Source organism: Candidatus Roizmanbacteria bacterium (assembly GCA_016700135.1).
Classification (GTDB): Bacteria; Patescibacteriota; Microgenomatia; order UBA1406; family GWC2-37-13; genus UBA1450.
The window spans coordinates 1,304,538-1,324,228 of sequence record CP065004.1 but is presented as its reverse complement, the minus strand read 5'-3'; the positions used below and the strand labels follow the sequence as shown (position 1 = coordinate 1,324,228).

The 19,691-nt window shown below is 42.6% G+C and carries 20 protein-coding genes; 7 read left to right on the top strand and 13 right to left on the bottom strand.

Features of this window, described 5'->3' with window-relative positions; genetic code table 11:
• The first annotated feature begins 631 nt into the window (after positions 1-631).
• Positions 632-1,282: a hypothetical protein gene (locus IPM65_06970; protein QQS43847.1), complete on the top strand. Its 651-nt coding sequence runs from the start codon at positions 632-634 to the stop codon at positions 1,280-1,282.
• 57 nt (positions 1,283-1,339) lie between these two features.
• On the opposite strand, the gene IPM65_06965 is transcribed toward IPM65_06970, so the two are convergent.
• The 5 genes from IPM65_06965 to IPM65_06945 form a co-directional block, all read right to left on the bottom strand.
• Entirely contained in the window at positions 1,340-2,212 is an 873-nt protein-coding gene (locus IPM65_06965; protein QQS43846.1) for a thioredoxin domain-containing protein, read from the bottom strand.
• A 77-nt stretch (positions 2,213-2,289) separates the two neighbouring features.
• A complete protein-coding gene (locus IPM65_06960; protein ID QQS43845.1) occupies positions 2,290-2,628 on the bottom strand; it encodes a methionine--tRNA ligase in 339 nt (112 codons plus the stop codon).
• A gap of 30 nt (positions 2,629-2,658) precedes the next feature.
• On the bottom strand, positions 2,659-3,009 hold the full coding sequence (locus IPM65_06955) for a four helix bundle protein (GenBank protein QQS43844.1): 351 nt from the start codon (positions 3,007-3,009) through the stop codon (positions 2,659-2,661).
• A gap of 56 nt (positions 3,010-3,065) precedes the next feature.
• Positions 3,066-4,637, bottom strand: a complete 1,572-nt coding sequence (locus IPM65_06950; protein QQS43843.1) for an alanine--tRNA ligase — start codon at positions 4,635-4,637, stop codon at positions 3,066-3,068.
• Positions 4,634-4,897, bottom strand: coding sequence for a hypothetical protein (locus tag IPM65_06945; protein ID QQS43842.1), 264 nt, complete (start codon positions 4,895-4,897; stop codon positions 4,634-4,636). Before IPM65_06945 ends, IPM65_06950 begins: the two co-directional genes overlap by 4 nt.
• 136 nt (positions 4,898-5,033) lie before the next feature.
• Between IPM65_06945 and IPM65_06940 the strand changes: the two genes are divergently transcribed.
• Genes IPM65_06940 through secA form a run of 5 tightly spaced genes read left to right on the top strand, consistent with a single transcriptional unit; the run spans position 5,034 to position 9,950 of the window.
• On the top strand, positions 5,034-6,035 hold the full coding sequence (locus IPM65_06940; GenBank protein ID QQS43841.1) for an NAD(P)H-hydrate dehydratase: 1,002 nt from the start codon (positions 5,034-5,036) through the stop codon (positions 6,033-6,035).
• Between the two features lie 3 nt (positions 6,036-6,038).
• Entirely contained in the window at positions 6,039-6,467 is a 429-nt protein-coding gene (locus IPM65_06935) for a hypothetical protein (protein ID QQS43840.1), read from the top strand.
• A complete protein-coding gene (locus IPM65_06930) occupies positions 6,460-6,813 on the top strand; it encodes a hypothetical protein (protein QQS43839.1) in 354 nt (117 codons plus the stop codon). Before IPM65_06935 ends, IPM65_06930 begins: the two co-directional genes overlap by 8 nt.
• A complete protein-coding gene (locus IPM65_06925; protein QQS43838.1) occupies positions 6,810-7,151 on the top strand; it encodes a hypothetical protein in 342 nt (113 codons plus the stop codon). Before IPM65_06930 ends, IPM65_06925 begins: the two co-directional genes overlap by 4 nt.
• A 60-nt stretch (positions 7,152-7,211) precedes the next feature.
• Complete coding sequence (gene secA, locus IPM65_06920; GenBank protein ID QQS43837.1) at positions 7,212-9,950, top strand: preprotein translocase subunit SecA; 2,739 nt, start codon at positions 7,212-7,214, stop codon at positions 9,948-9,950.
• 8 nt (positions 9,951-9,958) lie between these two features.
• On the opposite strand, the gene IPM65_06915 is transcribed toward secA, so the two are convergent.
• The 5 genes from IPM65_06915 to IPM65_06895 form a co-directional block, all read right to left on the bottom strand.
• The gene (locus IPM65_06915; GenBank protein ID QQS43836.1) at positions 9,959-10,477 is read right to left on the bottom strand and encodes a PH domain-containing protein; all 519 of its coding nucleotides are present in this window, start codon (positions 10,475-10,477) and stop codon (positions 9,959-9,961) included.
• 189 nt (positions 10,478-10,666) lie between these two features.
• A complete protein-coding gene (locus IPM65_06910; protein ID QQS43835.1) occupies positions 10,667-12,334 on the bottom strand; it encodes an adenylosuccinate synthetase in 1,668 nt (555 codons plus the stop codon).
• Positions 12,335-12,406: 72 nt separating this feature from the next.
• Positions 12,407-13,192 carry an ABC transporter permease gene (locus IPM65_06905; GenBank protein QQS43834.1) on the bottom strand — a complete coding sequence of 262 codons (786 nt, stop codon included), beginning with the start codon at positions 13,190-13,192 and terminating at the stop codon, positions 12,407-12,409.
• Between the two features lie 43 nt (positions 13,193-13,235).
• On the bottom strand, positions 13,236-14,162 hold the full coding sequence (locus IPM65_06900) for an ABC transporter ATP-binding protein (GenBank protein QQS43833.1): 927 nt from the start codon (positions 14,160-14,162) through the stop codon (positions 13,236-13,238).
• Positions 14,163-14,183: 21 nt separating this feature from the next.
• The gene (locus IPM65_06895) at positions 14,184-15,599 is read right to left on the bottom strand and encodes a hypothetical protein (GenBank protein QQS43832.1); all 1,416 of its coding nucleotides are present in this window, start codon (positions 15,597-15,599) and stop codon (positions 14,184-14,186) included.
• Between the two features lie 35 nt (positions 15,600-15,634).
• Here IPM65_06895 and IPM65_06890 point away from each other — a divergent pair, with 35 nt between their 5' ends.
• The gene (locus IPM65_06890) at positions 15,635-16,510 is read left to right on the top strand and encodes a glycosyltransferase (GenBank protein ID QQS43831.1); all 876 of its coding nucleotides are present in this window, start codon (positions 15,635-15,637) and stop codon (positions 16,508-16,510) included.
• On the opposite strand, the gene glmS is transcribed toward IPM65_06890, so the two are convergent.
• The 3 genes from glmS to IPM65_06875 are packed head-to-tail and all read right to left on the bottom strand — an operon-like array spanning position 16,511 to position 19,673.
• Complete coding sequence (gene glmS / locus IPM65_06885) at positions 16,511-18,271, bottom strand: glutamine--fructose-6-phosphate transaminase (isomerizing) (GenBank protein ID QQS43830.1); 1,761 nt, start codon at positions 18,269-18,271, stop codon at positions 16,511-16,513.
• A gap of 10 nt (positions 18,272-18,281) precedes the next feature.
• A complete protein-coding gene (locus IPM65_06880) occupies positions 18,282-18,689 on the bottom strand; it encodes a hypothetical protein (protein QQS43829.1) in 408 nt (135 codons plus the stop codon).
• 45 nt (positions 18,690-18,734) lie between these two features.
• A complete protein-coding gene (locus tag IPM65_06875) occupies positions 18,735-19,673 on the bottom strand; it encodes a hypothetical protein (protein QQS43828.1) in 939 nt (312 codons plus the stop codon).
• Positions 19,674-19,691: the final 18 nt, after the last annotated feature.

The window sequence follows — 19,691 nt, the reverse complement described above, 5'->3', positions numbered from 1 at the left end:
CCCGTCAAATGTATTGTTATCCGCTTCTTTTAGCTTTATTCCGAACTGCCAGTTCCTGTTGATTTCGTTCGTACTAAACGTATTATTCTTCGGTCTGCCGTTACCTAATGTCGGAGCACCTTGCCAATTCCGTGGAATAGTTCATTTAATTGCGTAACTAAGTGAACCATTTCTACAGGGCAATAATAAGTGAATAAAAGTAAGCAATATGTAAGAAATAGGTAAGAAATAAGTAGCAATTACTGTATCTACTTTGATCTTGTTGCGGTAGAGCATACAATATACAGGTTATTTATCTGCCATGAGCGAACTAATAAAAAATACCGAAAAAAACGAACGTATACAAGAAGGCAGCTATTACTATGGGCAGCGGGTACACTTGTATTGGCATCATGTGGTAGAGATGAATTGCCCGCCACACCAACTGGTATCCCATCTCCAAAGCAGGTTTCCACTGAAACTATGGTGCCTACAACTCCTGAGGTTTCTGACCTGGAGCTCCTTTATGACTTTGGATAAATCAATAAACAGTTACTTCAGAATGAAGTCCTGCCTGCAATCGGGTTAGACGGAGAGCTTGTTGATGAAGAGAAGTGGTTTGGCCTGGAGAATCTTCAGCTGTTTAAATGGCATGAAAATGGTTCACCATATGTGCTTCGTGTGCGGTACCCTGCCGGTTCTTCAGCCAGCCAGACAGTTACAAAAAACGAAAGAGCACCTGTTGGTGGCGGTCAATTTAATGTCGCTCTTCCTTCACAATGGAAAAAATAAAGAGAGGCTTAATTTAACCTATTCTGTCAGGTTTCCGCAGAGTTTTTCATTTGTAAAAGGAGGAAAACTTCCGGGATTTTATGGTGGTGAAGTATATAGTGGTCAACGCCCTCCAGATGGTACTAATGGGTTTTCAACAAGATATATGTGGAATAGGGACGGGCGTGGGTCAGCATATGTATATTCGCCGGAAATTGGAGGACATTCGTTTGATCACGGAATCCACTATGGTTTGGGTAACTGGAGCTTCGTCAAAGGAGAATGGTTGGATATGCGTCAACAGGTACGCTTAAATGAACCGGGCCAGGACGACGGGCGAATTCAGGTTTGGATGAATGATCAAGAGGTTTTACATCAGCGTGGAATGAGGTATAGAGGAGTAGAAAACCTCGAGTTTGGTGGAGTATTTTTCTCTACATTCTTCGGAGGAAGTGACAGTACATGGGCAACACCGGTTAATATGCATTTAGATTTTGCAAACTTCCAAGTAAATGACAGCTTCCGGGAATAGTGACCTACAAAAAAAGGACGGGGTTTCCCGTCCTTTTCTATCAAATTGCGTTAAGTATTATTGCGCTCCCTGAGACTCAAACAGTTTGTCATGATACTCCCAGAACTTTCCTTGTTCCTGAGCACAAACGGATGCCTGTGCTGCACGTTCTGCATTCGGATGCAGTTGTGTCAAAGGTAAGTGTTTGTAAGCGATAGCGACATCATTCGGATAATCTGCCTGAATCTGTTTGACCGTAGAGTATGCTCGCGCACAGAACGGACACTCAAAGTCAGAGAATTCGACGATTATTACTTTCGAATTTCTTGAACCGATGATTGGTGAATTATTGACCGCAACTTCGACAGGTTCCGGCTTAAAAGCTGCTGTTTCAGGATCACTACAGAACTGCTGCAGATCTTCCGAGTAATCGGTACAGGCATTTGACGGTTCACCGGCGATTTCCTTGTCGATGATTTCTTTGAAAGTCTCATAGGGGAATGCACCGCCCAAGAATTTTCCGTTGATGAAAAAGCCCGGTGTACCCTGGACTGAGAGACTTGCAGCCTGATCCATATCAGCGCGTACGGTTGATGCTGTTTGCTCGGCATCAAGACACTGAATAAATTTATTTTTATCAAGATCAAGTTCTTCAGCGTATGAGATCAGTTTTTCCTCTGAAAGAGGGGATTCCTGAGCAGCGCCGGTTCCGGCAACTGTTCCGTTTTTCTGAATATCCTTTACCTGATAAAAGGTATATGCCTGGAAAAGGAAGAGAGCAACAATCAAAATAGTCAAAAGATTGAATTGCTGACTGAGGCGGTTCATAACTGAGTCGATTGCGCGATCCTGCGCGGGGGTAGTATCTGAATGATTTTGGTCATTCTTATGTTCCATCGGATGTTTCGCAGCGGTGGACTTTGTTGACTTTTCGTCTTTTTTACTTGCCATTGTTGGTAAAAAAATAATAATAGATAGTTAACGAATGAAAACATCATACAAGACTTTCTTTAAAAAAGAAAGTATGATTACAGGATTTCGGTTCCGTTTTCCAGATCCTGGCTGACGGGAATAATGACGGGTTCGTTGTCTTTGACAGCCGAAAGAATCATACCTTGTGACTCACGATCCATCATTTTTTTCGGTTCAAGATTGGCTACAAATAAGAATTTTTTTCCTTGAAAATCCTCCGGCGTATACCATTTCTGCATTCCTGTAAAAATGGTTGCGATTCCGTAATCTTCCCCAAAGTTGACGGTAAGTTCAATAAGCTTATTCGATTCCTCAACCTTCTTTGCTTCCGTAACCTCACCGACTCTGATATCAACTTTCATCAGGTCAACGAAAGATATGAGATTTTTTTTCATAGGCAATAGGTGGTAGGTTGTAGGCTGTAGTTAGTCGAGCCTACTGACCATAACATTTAACATTTTCATAACTTCTAATAACAAAAAATCTGTATTACGAAACTCAATTGTTGAACCAAATGGTAAGCGCTTAACAATTTCTATTTGGGTTTCAAGTTCGGCGCCAGAACCATAAGCAATTGCTAAAAATTGTTTATACTCTTTTTGCGAATTTCTGCGCCGACCTTCAGCAATGTTTGAAGGTATGGAAACTGCACTTCTTCTCATCTGTGATACAAGGCCAAATTTTTCTTCAGTAGGCAATGCAGCTGTTACAGTGTATATTTCTGTAACAAGATTGATCGACTTTTTCCATACAATAAGATCCTTATATGATGACATAACATAATATTACATCATTCATTATTTTCTACAACCTACCATCTACAGTCTATAAGCTACTTTGCATACACACGATACATATTACTTCCGATTTTTTTGAGTTTTTCTATGGTGATGTGACCGATCTCACTTGTATTTGTCACATGAGGACCGCCGCAGAACTCTTTGGAATAAGCATCTTTGATATGATCTGCGTCACCACCGATAAAATATACATTCACCTGATCGGGATATTTTTCTTTAAAAAATGATCGAGCTCCGACTTTTTCCGCTTCAGTCTTCGGCAATACGACTTTCTGAACAGTAAGAGCTTCTTTGATTTTTCCGTTTACAATCTCTTCGATTTGCTGTTTTGCATCTTCAGCCGGTGCATTCACACTGTAAAAATCAAATCTCAGACGTTCTGCGGTGATATTTGAGCCTTCCTGTCGGACAGAATCTCCTAAAATATCAAAAAGGGCCTGGTGAATCAAATGTGTGGCCGTATGATATCTGACTGTCTGTTCCGAATGATCAGCGAGTCCGCCTTTGAACCGATCCAGAGCTGAAGACCGTGACTTTTCCCGATGTTTTTGGACTTCTTCCTTCCATGCTTTGCGGTCAATCTTTTGTCCGCGTTCTTCCAGAATTTCCTGCGTGATTTCCAGCGGAAATCCATAGGACTGATAAAGATCAAACGCCTGTTTAGCATTTACCTCTTTCAGTTTTTCGATTTCACGCAATCCCTTCTCAAGCGTTTTCTGAAACTTCACTATCTCTTGTGTGATGACGGGAATAATAGTTTCTTTATCTTTACTGATATCAAAATAAATTCCATCATAGGTCTCAAGTACTTTTTCGATAATTGGGGATATGGAATCGATCGAAAATCCGTTATTCAAGGCTCTCACTTTCACAAGTGCCCGACGAAGAAGTCTACGAAGGATATAACCCTGTTCTTTGTTGGATGGTGTAATGCCGTCTTTGATGATAAATGTAGCTGTTTTCAGATGATCGGCGATAATTCTCATTGCAGGCTTAAATTCTTCCTGTCCGTATGAAATTCCCGTGGCTTTTTCGACTCCTTTGACTATCGATGAAAAAACATCAGTCTTGAAAATGTCGGGGTCATCATTTGCCGCGGCAAGTAGCCGTTCCAGACCTCCGCCGAAATCGACATTCATTTTCGGAAGTTCTGCAAATGTCCCGTTGTCCATCTTTTTATACTGCATGAAAACAGAATTTCCGATCTCCATAAACCTGCCGCAGTCACAGTTCGGGTGACATTTCTCTCCGAATGAAGGATCATGTTCGACATCAAATTGGTAGAAGACTTCACTGTCCGGACCTCCCGGTTCACCTGCCGGCATATTTTCAGGTACTCCCGCCCGTGACCACCAGTTTTTCTCAGCACCATAAAGGAAAATCCGTTCACCGATTTTAGCTTCCATTCCTGCTTTATGAAATATATCTTTCCAGATTTCAATGCTTTCTTTATCCTGAGGAGCCGAATCATTTCCTTCAAAAGCCGTTACATATAGTCTTTTCGGGTCAAGACCGAGCCCGATCTCGGGATCAGTGAGGAACGTAAATAGATTGTTCAACTGTTCATTTTTGAAGTAATCTCCCAAAGACCAGTTTCCCATCATCTCAAAAATGTATCATGACGGTTATCACCGACTTCTTCGATATCCTGAGCCCTGATACAAGGCTGGACATTAAAAAGTCTGTTTCCCAGAGGATGTTCTTCTCCCAAAAGATAGGGGACAAGTTGCTGCATTCCCGATCCGGTAAACAGTGTAGTCGGGTCATTTTGCGGCACAAGCGAGATTGCCGGAACTTCGACATGCTTATTTTTTTCAAAAAATGCAGAATATTTATTGCGGAGGTCGCGATGTGAAATCTTCATAAGGTATAATTATAGCAAATAAGGCAGTAGGTGGTAGAGCGTAGTTAATGCACGAAAATATCAGAGCTCACTGCTGTCATCCCGAATTTATTTCGGGATCTTTGTTTCCGTTAGATGCTGAAACATCGTGCCCGCAATGCTTTGCCTAGCGATGCCCGTCAGCAGCGATATTCCCAGCTTTTCGGGCTGGCAGGCGGGAGTTCAGCATGACAAAGAACATCATATGAAAATACGAACTGAAGAAGCAGAATCTGTAAAAACGTTTCTCGACAAACTCTATATCCCGTCCGAAGATTCCCACAAAGGAAAAAACGGCAAAGTCATGATTATCGGTGGGTCGGCTCTCTTTCATGCCGCATCTTTGTGGGCGGCAGAAATTGCGTCGCATTTCGCTGACATGGTACATTACTCCTCAACGACTGAGAATAATGAGATATTGCTGTCACTTAAAAAAACATTCAGAAACGGAATTGTCGTACACCAAAAGGACATTCCGTCATATATTGAGGAGGACGATGCGATACTGATTGGTCCCGGAATGGTGCGATCAGATGAGCAGGTTCATATCGAAAACCTACAATCTTATGAAGAGATTATAAAAATCACCGATGAGGCAACCTATACAAAAGCGATTACCAGGTATGCATTGTCTCAGTTCCCAGATAAAAAATTCGTGCTTGACGCCGGGGCTCTTCAGATGATGGAGCTTCGATGGATCGCAGACTGCAGTGTTTTGCCTATTCTGACACCGCATCAACTGGAATTCGAACGGCTCTTCGGTATACGTGTCACGGAATTACCAATGGAAGAAAAGGAAAAGGTAGTAAAAGAACAGGCAAAGAAGCATCGTTGTGTCATTCTCCTCAAGGCAATAAAGGATATCGTTTCCGACGGTGAAACAGTTATCACAATCGAAGGCGGCAATCAGGGTCTGACAAAAGGAGGTACCGGTGATGTACTGGCAGGTCTTATCGTTTCGTTGTATGCTAAAAATGATCCCGTCACATCAGCCCTGATAGCGTCTTTTCTGGAGAAGAAAGCTGCAGACAAACTTATGTCTTCGAAAGGACTTTGGTACAATGTAGCAGATCTTATTGAAACCATTCCTACAATTTTGAGAGAACTGATTTATAATTAACATATGAAACAGGAAACCATTGTTGCTATTGTGTTCGGTATTTTATTGGGTGCTGGTGCAGGGTTGTTTGTGCTTTTTCAGACAAACAACAGTGATGAAGCTAAAGTAATTCCTATAGAATCTGATGATAAAAAGGTCATAACTCAGCCTGTCACGGCAAGCACTTCACAAGCACAGCTTGTAGTTTCTTCACCTGAGCCGGGTGCCGTTGTCAATGAAGACACCGTCACGATTTCCGGAAAAGCTCCTCTCAATGGTCTTATTGTTTTCCAGTCACAGGTAGCTGAAGAAATTTTGAAAAATGAAAAAGGAGATTTTTCAGTTGAGATGCCTCTTGCTTTGGGTGAAAACGTAATACAGATCAGTGTTTACTCAGGAAGCAGTACTCCGCAGGAACAAACGTTACGAATTTATTATCTCAAAGATGAATAATATGAAATATTCGGTAACAGCATTAACTTTGCTTATTTTTACCGTTGTTGCAGTTCCTGTTTTTTCTCAATCCCCGACATCAACTCCCTCAGGAAGTCTGACCGAGGAAGTGGATAAACTTAAGGAAAAAGTTGCTGAAAAGGTGGAGCAGCTGAAAGAAACGGAAAAAGCCGTATCCGGAATAGTAGCTGAAATTGATAACAACGACTGGACTCTCACTGATTCTGACGGCAAACAAATAAGCATATCTATTGACGATACCTTGACTGACTTTTATGATATCGCCGGAACAAAACGACGGATCTGGAGCAGGATGATATCGAAAAAGGAGATTATCTTTTCGTGACGGGACCCGAAATCGGAGACTCAATCACGGCAAATGCGGTTTATCGTGATCAACAGTATCTTGTCATATCAGGCAAGATAACAAACGTAACATCAGAAGATTTTACGGTCAATGTTTTGACCGTTGATAAGACTGACTATGTCCTGGATGTTGAATCCAAGACCAGTCAGAAAATGCTCAATATCAAGACATTAGAAACAGAAAAAATCGGTTTTTCAAAGTTGAAAGAAGGCGACTCAGTGCATGTAGTCGTAAAAGGAAATCCTGAAAATACCAGTCAGACCCGTTTTACCGCTGAACGGCTGCTTGTGATACCGAACGAGTATTTCCTGCAATAATACCTTTTTTCTCTTCTTTTAGCTTGTAAATTATTATTTGTGTTTTAGAATTGTATTCATATGTTGTCCTTCATCAAAAACTTTTTTGACTTTAACCAGAAAGAAATAAACAGAATTAGCGCAATTGTAAATGAAATCAATGCTCTGGAGGATAAGGCACGCGGTCTAAAAGATGATGACTTCAGAAACGAAACGGAAAAACTCAAAAAAGAACTTCAGTCAGGAAAAACGCTAGATGATATTCTTCCCTGGTCATTTGCGCTCGTACGCGAAGCTGCCAGAAGGACACTCGGACAACGGCATTATGATGTCCAGCTCATCGGAGGGATTGCGATGCATGAAGGAAAAATCGTGGAGCAAAAAACGGGAGAAGGGAAAACGTTGACAGCAACAGCCGCTTTGTATCTCAATGCACTTGAAGGCAAAGGGGCACATCTTGTCACCGTAAACGATTATCTTGCCAGACGCGATGCCGGATGGATGGGCCAGGTATTTCACTTCCTCGGCTTGACGACTTCAGCAATGATTTCGGGACAGTCACTTCAGTACGATCCGGAATATACGGAAAAAGATATAGCCGATAAACGTTTGGCGCATCTTCGTCCTATCTCACGAAAAGCGGCATATGAGGCTGATATCACCTATGGTATCAATTCGGAATTCGGATTTGATTATCTCCGGGACAACATGGCTCAAAGTCCGGCACAGCTTGTCCAGCGGGGCTTTCATTTTGCGATTGTCGATGAAGCGGATTCAGTACTTATTGATGAGGCACGAACTCCTCATATTATTTCAGCACCATACGACCAGGATACTTCTAAATATTATGACTATTCAAAAATCGTCAAACAGCTTTCACCGGAAATGGATTTTGTGATTGATGAAAAACTGAGAACCGCACATCTGACTGAGAAGGGGATTGAAAAGGTTGAAAAAATCCTGGGTGTTGACAATATTTATGAGAAGGATTTCGACACACTTTCTTATATTGAAGCATCACTGAAAGCACAAACTTTGTTTCAGCTAGATAAAGATTACATCGTTCGGAACGGAGAAGTCATCATCGTTGATGAATTTACGGGACGGCTACTTGAAGGAAGAAGGTTTTCCGAAGGACTGCATCAGGCAATAGAGGCGAAAGAAGGCGTACAGATCAAACAGGAATCAAAAACTCTGGCTACGGTTTCGCTTCAGAATTACTTCAGAATGTATGAAAAGCTGGCAGGCATGACAGGTACCGCATCGACCGAAGCTGAGGAATTCAATAAAATATACAACGCTGACGTCTTGGTCATTCCGACTCACCGCGATATGGCCCGTGTCGATCATCCGGATCTGATTTTCAAAACAATGCGGGGGAAATACAATGCCGTTGTGGATGATATAGCTGAGCAGTACAAAAAAGGACGACCTGTTTTGGTAGGCACGACCTCCATTGATAAAAACGAACACCTTTCGAGACTTCTGAAGCAGAAAGGTATTCCGCATGAACTTTTGAATGCAAAAAATCATGAACGTGAAGCACATATTATCGCTCAGGCCGGAAAAAAACATGCCGTGACTGTGGCTACGAATATGGCCGGCCGTGGAGTCGATATCGTCCTGGGAGGGGGAGTCGAACGGGGCAGTTTCAAATCGGAAGCGGAGTACAAGAAGGCGTATGAAGCATGGGAAAAGGAACATGCAGATATCATCAAGCTCGGCGGTCTGTATGTGATCGGTACAGAAAGACATGAATCACGCCGTATAGACAATCAGCTCAGAGGACGCTCAGGACGTCAGGGCGATCACGGAGAGACACGATTTTATGTCTCACTTGAAGATGATGTGATGCGCATTTTCGGCGGTGAACAGATAGCAAATATGATGACTATGCTCAATTTCCCGGAAGATCAGCCGCTTTCACACGGTATGGTTTCCCGTGCGATCGAGCAGGCCCAGGTCAAGGTTGAAGGTTTCAACTTTGACATCCGAAAACATCTGGTGGAGTATGACGATGTTCTGAACAGACAACGCGATATTATTTATTCGCTGAGAAGAAAACTCTTAAATTATCCTGAGACCGACCCGAAGGCATTTCAGGAAACTGTGTATCGTGTGATCGATGAACAGATTGCGATGATGGGTGCGAATTTTTTTGCGTTGAAAGAAACTCAGGATGAAATACGTGAGCAGTTTGAAAAAGATGTCGATGTCCTTCTGGATATCAAAAAAGAACAACTGAACAAGATCCTTGAGGATAATGATGAAGAGGCTTTTCAGGAATATTTGACAAAGCAGGCACGGAAACATTATGCGTCGCGTGCGGAGAAGTTGGGGGAACAAATGTGGAATCAGGTCGTACGGTCATTGTTTCTTTCGACTATTGATCAATATTGGACTCAACACCTTACCGCTATTGACGATCTCAGACAAGGGATAAACTTACGCGGATTTGCGCAGATGGATCCGTTGGTTGAATATAAAAATGAGGCGTTTATGATGTTCGAAAAACTTCTGTCTGATATCAATTACGAATCTATCCGCCGCATCATGCGGGTCGAGATTCAGGAACCGAAACAGGCGGAAGAAATCAAAGAAAAGCAGCAACAAAAACAGCCGATGCAGTTTCAGGCGGCGTCAGCAGTTGATCCTTTCTCAGGTAAGCAAAAAGAACCGGCTCAGCAACCGACACAGCAGCCAGCTCAGAAAGCTGTCTCGTTGAATGCACCCAAAAAGAAAACACTGGGAAGAAATGATCCCTGCTGGTGTGGGTCGGGCAAGAAATTCAAGAAATGCCATTATCCCGAGATGGGGTGATAAGATGGTTACTTTCTTCGTAAAAATAAAGCAGATTGGTCTGATTTGGGCAAGTAGTTTTTAATTTGTTCAGCGAAGAGATGTGGTTTAGGTATTTCATTTAGCACGAGATCTTGGGATAGTGTCGGAATTGTCAGTACAATTGTTCCGAAATTGAGCAAACGTCCAAACATGCTTTGACTCACAGTGATTGTTTGGATTTGATTGTAGGGATATGATCTTGATATTTTCGAAAGAACGCCTTCATAAATCGTCAATTCATTATTCTTCAGTTCATAGCTTTCGTTCATCCACTGTAAGACAATTCTAAGTAAAATTATGATTTGTGATATGGTTACAATGATGAATACAACTGTTGTATAGCTGTGCAGCGATATTTTCATTTCTGGAGATATGGGGAAGCCATCGATACCGAATCGCCAAGCGATATATATTGACTCTAAGATCAGCTCAAATATCACCAGTCTTATGACCATTAGCGTGAAGCTCTTTCTTACAATTTGGGATGTAGTACTTTTTGATTCCATTTCAACATTCTACACGAATCTTATGAAGATATTCTGACATTGTAGCTGTTATTGATATCCTGACCTTTGTAGGGGTTCCTTCTGATCAGTATCCTTGTACATTTACAAACCCATTATTGCTTGATTCTGAGGTTTAGTATAACCTTCAACATCCGCATTTTTGTCAGATATGAACGAGAATGCTCCTTCTCAGAGAGTTCGGTCTGCGCTCCGGAATTGCTTCGGCGGAATTTCCCATCGGGGTATATCGACAAGCTGGTCACGATGCGGTCCGTTGGTGACGGCCGTGATTGGTGTTGATGTTTGAGCCTGAACAAAAGCCAGGAATTTCTTTGCATTATCGGGAAGCTCATCGAATGTACGTGCGGCTTGAGTGGCCGCTCCGTCCCATCCGGGGAGGTCTACATATACAGGGGTTAGGTTCTCCTGATGTTCGACACCAGGCTGATACGGAACCCGTTGACCCGTAGAATCGACATAATGTGTACAGACTTTGATTGGCATATCTTCCCACGCAATGTCCAAATGTGTTCCGGCAAGCATCTCGATCCCTCCCATGCGGATGTTGTATCTCATAAGTTCAAGATCCAGAAGACAGATATCACGCGGTCTTCCTGTTGTGGTCCCGTACTCATGTGCTTCTTCACGAACCCACAACCCGTATTTCTGGGGATCAGTCAGTTTTGTCGGATCCTCTACGGCACCTCTCGGCAGCATCAAGTCAGTTGCCATGTGTACGCTTCCGACACTGGACATATAGGTAAGTTTCATGACACCGATTTTTTCGCGGACATCCTGTGCTTTCCACAGCTTCGTACCCGCGGCAATACCGTTGATACTGGTATCTGAGGATGTCACATCTGGAAGTCTTCCTATTGAGTGATGGAGGCCGACAGCCTGTGCTCCTTCAAACAATACTCCTGCATTCAGATTATTGTACATTTCCTGATGCATGATGAATGTGTTCTGAATCATTGAAGGTTTATCAGGCTGACTTGCATCTCGCTCGATATACCAGTTCCTGACCGACTCCAGCCGGTCTAAAAATTCATCCATTGTCCCGAGATTTCGGGTTACTGCTTTTTTCTGGTCTCTTGTTTCGCGAAGATCGGGTACCTGCATGGTTGCAATGTCGTAATTGTGCACTGCGAACTCTTTCGCATATCGGTCATATCGGGCACCGTAGACCTCCCGCCAGTTGTCAGCCATAAGGTCTTTGACATGAGTTCCTAACCTACTCAGGTCATTGGCATATGTGGGACTGATGCCTCGTCCTGTACCTCCTCCTGACTTACCTGAACTTTTAAATCGGTTTACTACTTCTTCGGCTCTTTCCAGATCGGTAACCAGTTTTGCTTCTTCACTCAAATAGAGACGGTTCCTCAGGTCTCCGACAATCGCTTCGCCGTCTTCGATTTCGGTTTTTAGATCTTCCATATGGACGACCATACCGCTGTCCATGATACCGACTGCACGGTCTTCGTTTATACTCGAAGGGACCTGATGAAGGGGAATTTTTACACCATCCGGAGTATATACGGTATGACCGGCATTCGAGCCTCCCTGGAAACGGACAACATATGCCATCTGCATCCCGGGAATAGAAAGAATTTGCTCTAATTTATTGTCAACTATTCGTCCTTTTCCCTCATCTCCGAGCTGTGCACCGACAATGGCAACCGTATGTTCACGGGCCAGCGCATTCAACATAACTTCCGCACCCATGGGCATACCGACTGTTACCTGTTCTTGGTTGTAAATACGGTCAATATCTTTTTGCACGAAGGAGACTGGGTCAAAGAAGCGGGGATTACGTTCATTAATCATGGTTTGAAAGGCTTCTATTGGGTGTGACATTAGCCTCATTATAATGAAGTTTCTTTATCAGTCAACGGTACTCAAACTCTAATTACTTATCAAATATGTAGATCAGTACACTTTCACGAGTCCCTTATCGAGAACTTTACGGAAACTCGATTTCAAGAAGAAAAACGCTCCGACAATATAGACAGCATTCAGTACAAAACTTATTGCGATCATCAGATAATTAACTTGACCGTGTAGCAACAGGTTACGTCCCTGTTCAAACACATAACTTGTCGGAAGAGCACGCGAAATGAACTGTGCCCATTGCGGAAGTGTTTCTAGCGGGTAGTAAATTGCTGAGAAAGGCGAGACAATCCATACAAATGTCCAGGCAAGCGTTTGAATTCTTGTTCCGAATCGAAGGATAACCGATGAGATCATGAATCCCACCCAGATTCCCGTGAGTACCAGAGACAGGAAGAAGAATATGAGATGTATTGAGTAACTGAGGATACTGATATGGAAAAACAGCCAGGCGAGAAGTGTCCCGAACATCAGGCTGATCATGGCCTTTACTACTCCGAGGATCACCAGGCCACTTATAAACTCGCTAAACTTCAGAGGAGACACAAACAGATTAATCAGGTTCTTGTTCCAAAGTTCTTCCAGTAGACTGACATTAATATCCGACTGCGTTCGATAGACCAAATTCCAAAGAACTACACCGGAGATCAACATAAACACTATGTTTTGAGAATCAGGTGAGAATGACTGGAAGTACACACCGGTAATTCCCCATGTCAGGAGATCAAGGGTAATCCAGTAAAATGAATCGGCCAAACGATCATAACTCCTTCTGAAAAGGTAGAGATTACGAAGCAGTATGGCGTATATTCGATGTATTTTCATTATTCAATAGATTCCGGATCAAGTCCGGAATGACAAGGTAAAATCATAAGTCTCGGTTTTTATTCTGACCGGCAATATATAAAAAATAATCCTCAAGGTCAGGTTTATCAATACTGATTTCGTAATACTTCATCTTGTGATTAGCTAAATACGAAAGGAGATCCGGGACTTGGCTTTCCTTCAGTTCGACTACAAAATCCCGATCTTTATTCTGTATAGAGGCATGGTATTGATTGCCGAAACTCATAAGGGCAGCAAGGCAAGTCTTATCCATAACAAGCCGAACACGAACGGTGTCAAGTGATTTCATAAGATTTTCCGGTGTGTCGTCGGCGACAATAATGCCGTTGTTGATGAAAAGAATTCGATCACAAACCTCTTCGACTTCGCTCATATTGTGACTGGTAAATACGATTGATAATTCATTTTTTGACCGTTCTGCGAGAATGAATTCGCGAACCATTTTGGCGACCTCAGGATCGAGGCTTGAGGTCGGTTCATCAAGTAAAAGGACTGTGGGATTATTCACAAATGCTTTTGCGAGATTGACCCTTGTCAGCTGCCCGGCCGAAAGCTCGGTTAAAGTCTGATTCAGTAGCTTTTGCAAACGAAACGCCTCAACGATTTTTGACAGCTGTTCTTTCCTGTTCGGAAGGTTGTACAGATACGATGTATAGGTCAGATTTTCCCTTACCGTGAGGTTCCAGGGTAAATTTGTGTAGGTCGATGAAAAGTTTACTTTCTCAAGTATTTCTTCTCTATTTGAATCAAAGTCACGGCCGAAATAGGAAATCATTCCCGAAGAAGGAGACAGGACGCCCAAAAGCATCTGTATTGTTGTCGTTTTTCCGGCACCGTTCGGACCCAGTAATCCCAGTATTTCTCCCTTTTTTAGGGTAAATGAGATTGAATCCACTGCTTTAAATTTTCCGAATTGTTTTGTGAGGTTTTGAACCTTCAGAACGTCCATAATTGTTATTGTATCACGCTTTTAGAGCAAAAGACCGGTGAAAAGAAGACCGAGCGAAATCATGAGGATCGTGAGGGGCGAAAAGCCGGGAGGAGTGTCATTGATCGTGAGATCTGACGGTGCCGACGGCACAGGTTGTATGGTGGGAGTAGGAGTTAGTGTCGCTGTCGGGATAGGCGTAAAAGTCGGAGTTGCAGTCGGTGTGGGTGTAGATGTCGGTGTCGCGGTGGGTGTTGGCGTTGAGGTTGGTGTAGCAGTTGCTGTTGGAGAGGGAGAATTTGAGGGTGTTGGAGAGGAAGTAAGAGTAGCCGTTGGTACTACTGTTGCAGTTGGCGGGATTGACGTGACAGTAGAAGTCGGTTGAGGTGTGATGCTCGTTCCCGGATTGGTAGTCGGTGTAGCAGTTGCTGTTGCTGACGTCGGGGTAATAGTGGTTTGAGCTGTCGGGGTGATAGGTGTCTCGGTTGTGACAGGCGCACTTCCGGTGTACTTCAGCGTTGCAATAACCGGGTTATGGTCAGACCAATATCTTTCTATTCCATCTTTTTTCACATCCCAAGTACGATCCATGATAGCTGATTCAACGACCCAATCAGATTGCTTATGTGCCATAACATAGTCAATAATATCTAAGCGAGCTTCAGGATTTTGAGGATCTATAGGAACTGAGAAGGTGTAATTCTCATTAACACGAGGGGAATTACAGGCGCCTGAATAGTAGCGGGCATTAAAATCGCCTGCATAAATAATATTGGTACTCCCTTGTGAAATTGTTTCAGCACGATCTAAATATGCTGTATTGCTGCTACAGCTTGCTGAATTACCTCTTGGGTGCATAACGTGAAAGTATAAAGGTCGGGAAGTATCAGGAATGGTAATTTTTGCGCTTAACGGCCAGTTTGTTTCCGGGCTAAGAAGCTCCATCGGATAAACGGAAAACATCATTTGTGAGAATGAGTTAAAATCCCCTCCTTGTTCACTTTTAATTTTTCTTTGATATACAAAAAAATCTCTGTCCTTGACGAAATAGCGCTCAAGTGATCGAATAAAATAATAATCTTCGGTCGGGTTTTGTGTTACTCCGTTTAGAGCATCCTCATTTCGAACGCCACAAAAATCATCCACTTCCTCAAACCCTGCTAGAGATACATAAATGTATCTTCTGCCATTTGCATCAACTTTTGTAATAAGTTCATCAACAATACGATTCCACATCGCCGTATAAAAAGCCTCATCAGTAAATCTACAACCCTTGATGTTAAACGTCATTACATTCATTGTTCGAGTGCTTGCCTGCGTTTCTGTATCTCTTGTCGTTTCATGATCAATTGTGAGATCACTTTCACGTCTTGAAAAGAGAACGATGAAGATGCTGATTGATATCACAACAGTAAGTACTGCTATGACAAACACGATACCGGAGAGGTTTTTTTTCATCATCACACCAACAACTAACCTAAAAAAGTTATAATATGCCTTACTTAATCATTATACCTGTTCACGAGGTGAGCAAAGAGATAAAACTCATGAATCCGACAATAAGCATTATTATCCCGGCATTGAACGAGGAAGTCTATCTTCCGAAATTACTGCGAAACCTTGCAGATCAGACCTCCAAGGATTTTGAAGTCATCGTTGTAGATGCTCACTCGGAAGACAAGACACGGGAAAAAGCCGAGCGCTTCTCTGATCAAATAAATATTCAGATTATTGAAGCTGACAAACGGCATCTTGCATATCAGCGAAATTTCGGTGCGCAACAGGCAAAAGGTGACTATCTGCTTTTTCTGGACTCTGATATGAAGCTGGATTCTAACTTTATTCAGGATCTGATTAATAACATACATGATTCGGAGTTTTTACTGTATTTACCCCTGCATTTGCCGCATGACGGGACACCTCCCGATGAAGTGTTATTCAGGGTAATTTCTTCATTTGTAGAGATGAGCCATCTCAGCCAAAAGCCGTTCACTTACGGTCCCGGTGCTGTCTTCCAAAGACATTTCTTTACATCACTTGGCGGGTACGATGAAGGGGTTTTTGTTTACGAAGATCATGAAATTGTGCAGCGGGCGAAGAAAAGAGGGGTGTCTGCAAAACTGTTACCGCAAACCAAAATTTATTTTTCCTTCCGTCGTTTCAAGAAAGAAGGCAGGATGACGGTAATGAGTAAGTATCTTATTGCAACAATCCATCTTCTGACAAAAGGAAAAGTTGATAAAGAGATATTTACTTATGAGATGGGCGGCAGCGCAAAATACTTAATCGATCGACAGGCAGACAGTAACCTGATAAAGGAAGTGAAGAAATATTTTTCCAAACTAAAAGAGGTACTTGAGGAACCTTAATTATTTCACGGTGACACTTTTTGCCAGGTTTCTCGGCATGTCAGGATCAAATCCTTTCGCAATAGCTAGATAATATCCCATGAGTTGTGCAATCACCACGTTGGGGATAATCGTCGCATCTTCACAGTTTTTAACTTCGATAAACTCATCATAGACATCGCTTTTTTTGCTGGAGACACCGATGACAAACGCGCCGCGGGCTTTCACTTCATGTGCTGCAGAAAGGCTATCTTCATACGTTTCATCCTCAGGGTTAAACAGAATGACCGGTGTCCCTTTTTCTATCAGAGCAATGACACCGTGTTTAAGTTCTCCTGCCGCGAAACCCTCCGCATGAACATAGGATACTTCCTTAATTTTAAGTGCGGATTCAAGTGCTGCCGCATAGGAAACGCCGCGTCCGAGAATAAAAATATGGTCATGGTTTTTTATTTGTCCGGTCAGTTTTTTAATTCGATTTTTTCGGTCTAGCAATCCATCAATTTCATTTACTGCCTTTTGTATGTTCAATATGCCGTGTTGTAGGGATCCCTCAAGTTCATGCGCGATGAGGTATAGGAATGCAATTTTTGCTGTATAAGCTTTTGTTGACGCTACTGCTTTTTCAGGACCTGCCGATAGAAGCATGCTGTAATCTGCCATGCGATAGAGCGTTGAGCCGAGTACATTGGTCAGAGCGACAAGCTCTGCTTTTTTCTTTTTTGCTTTCTGGACACTGTCAATAATATCAATTGTTTCGCCTGACTGTGAAAGGGCTATTACCAGAGACGTATCTTTCAGAAAGTCCAATAAATAGGAAAACTCTGAGCCGATGGAAAAATTAATATGTCGTTTGGCAATCTTTGAGAAAAGATATGTTCCGGCAAGGCAGGCATATGAGGCTGTTCCGCAGCCGACCAGATAGGTACCATACGCTTTTCGGATTCTTTTTGCTACTTCTTTGATGGCACCTGTTTGTGATGAAGCAATATTTGTGACGACGGTCGGCTGTTCATAGATTTCTTTCAGCATGAAGTGGTCAAATTTCCCCCGTGTTACTGCCTCGGCATCATAGCTCAGTTTCATATACTTTATTTTTTTTGTTTTACCATGGATGCCAAATAATGTAATTTCATCTTTTTTCAAACAGATCGTTTCGCCGTCTTCGACGAAGTACACCTCTTTTGTATGGGGTATTATCGCCGATGCATCGGATGCGATAAAATATTCATTCTTACCTTTTCCGATTACGATAGGTGAGCCGTTTTTAAAAATGTAAAATGTCCCTTTTTTAGGAAAGAAGGCAATCACGGCATTCATACCTCGTATCATAGCCTTCAACGTGTAGACGGCAGACTGTAGGTCAGATTCTGACTTGAGAAGCTCTTCTAATTGATGAGCAAGGACTTCTGAATCGGTCTCCGATTTAAATATATGTCCCTTTTTAAGAAGATCTCTCTTGAGTTCCGTGAAGTTTTCAACAATACCGTTGTGTACAATCACGATTTCTTTGTCACAGCTGATGTGGGGGTGCGCATTTGCTTTTTGTACACCGCCGTGAGTTGCCCATCTGGTATGACCGATACCGATCATGGTTGAAAGCTCTGGTAGGGATGCATCTCCGATCTTGCCGGTGTGTTTTTCGATGTACAGGTCATTATTGCCTTTTTTAACGGCAACTCCCCAGGAATCATATCCCCGATACTCAAGCGATTTGAGGCCGTTTAGGATGAGCTCCCCGGCATTTTTTTTATCTCCGATATATCCGAATATTCCGCACATAGTAGTTGTATTATAAATCTTTCTTATTGTGATGCAATCTTTGCTGTATCGCTTTGATGATTTTGTCAAAAAAAATCCCGCCGATGACGAGCATCCAGCCGAAGAACGGAAGTGCCTTCGGCAACACACGCATCGTTACATAATTAATCGTATGCTCAATCCGAAAGCTTTGCCGCTCGGTAATGAGGGATCCGATGGTTTGCTGTCTCAAGGGTTCCAGAATGTGCTTGTCATATTCAAACGCAAAAAGAAGGATAATAAACCCCCACATGATCAGGATTTTACCTCGGGAGGGCTTATACAAAGATATGATCAAAGCAATAATAATGCCGACAGAGTAGAGAATCGCTTCAAAATTATGAATGAGGATAAAGTATATGGTGTATAACAGATTTTGTTGAGTGTCAGGGGCTATCATATGGGAGTATTAAAGATACAGGATTTTCGGGGAAGTTGCAATGTTTCAGGAAAACAGATCAATTTGATCGGAGTTATTCTCCTTCTTCTTCTTCTCTTCCTTTTTAACAGGCTGTAACTCAATATTTTCATAAAGCTTAGTTACCAGAGAAAAAAGTTCCAGCTTTTTGAGTTCTGCTTTCATGTCGTCACGAAAACCGGAAAATGCGAGTTGTGACTTGGGCGGATTGACCTCTACATCACGTACGATGGTTGCTATTTTTTTGAAAAGAAGTATTTGCTCTTTGTGTTCCGAAAGAATTGTTCGCCATTTTTCATTATCGACAAGATCTAGGTGTTCAAGCAGTTTTTCTACAGTCGGCTCTATCTTCAAAAGCTTCTGTGCGGTTTTCGGACCTATGCCGCGAACTGTATTATAGTTATCTGATGAGTCTCCTGCCAATGCTTTGTAATCTGGGATATGTTCCGGTGTGACACCGAATTTCATTTTTACCTCATGGGGAGTAAAAAGATCAAAGTTCGTGACTCCCCGTTTCGGTGCAATTAAAAAGACTTTGTCATCAGTCAGCTGCAGGAGATCACGGTCTCCAGTGAGAATAAGTACCCGGTCAAAGTCACTTTTCTGCTTTTCGCTAATGGTCCCGATGATATCGTCGGCTTCAAAACCCGGTTTCTCAAGTCGCGTCACCCCTCCTTTGTCCAACAGCTCTTTTATTTTCGGAATCTGTACTTTCAAAGCATCTTCCATCGGAGGTCGCTTTGCCTGATATCCGTCAAACAGTTTTTTGCGGAATGTCGGTTTCGGGGTGTCAAAGCATACCGCAAGATGAGTAGGCCGAAAATCCAGAAGGACTTTCTGCATCATAAGAAAGAACCCGTAAATGGCCCCAGTGGGTGTCCCGTCACGGGTGGCAAGTGTATCCGGAAGGGCATGATATGCCCGGTGGATCATTGCATGAGCGTCTATAAGAAGTAGCGTTTTCATAACAGATATTTATTGTAC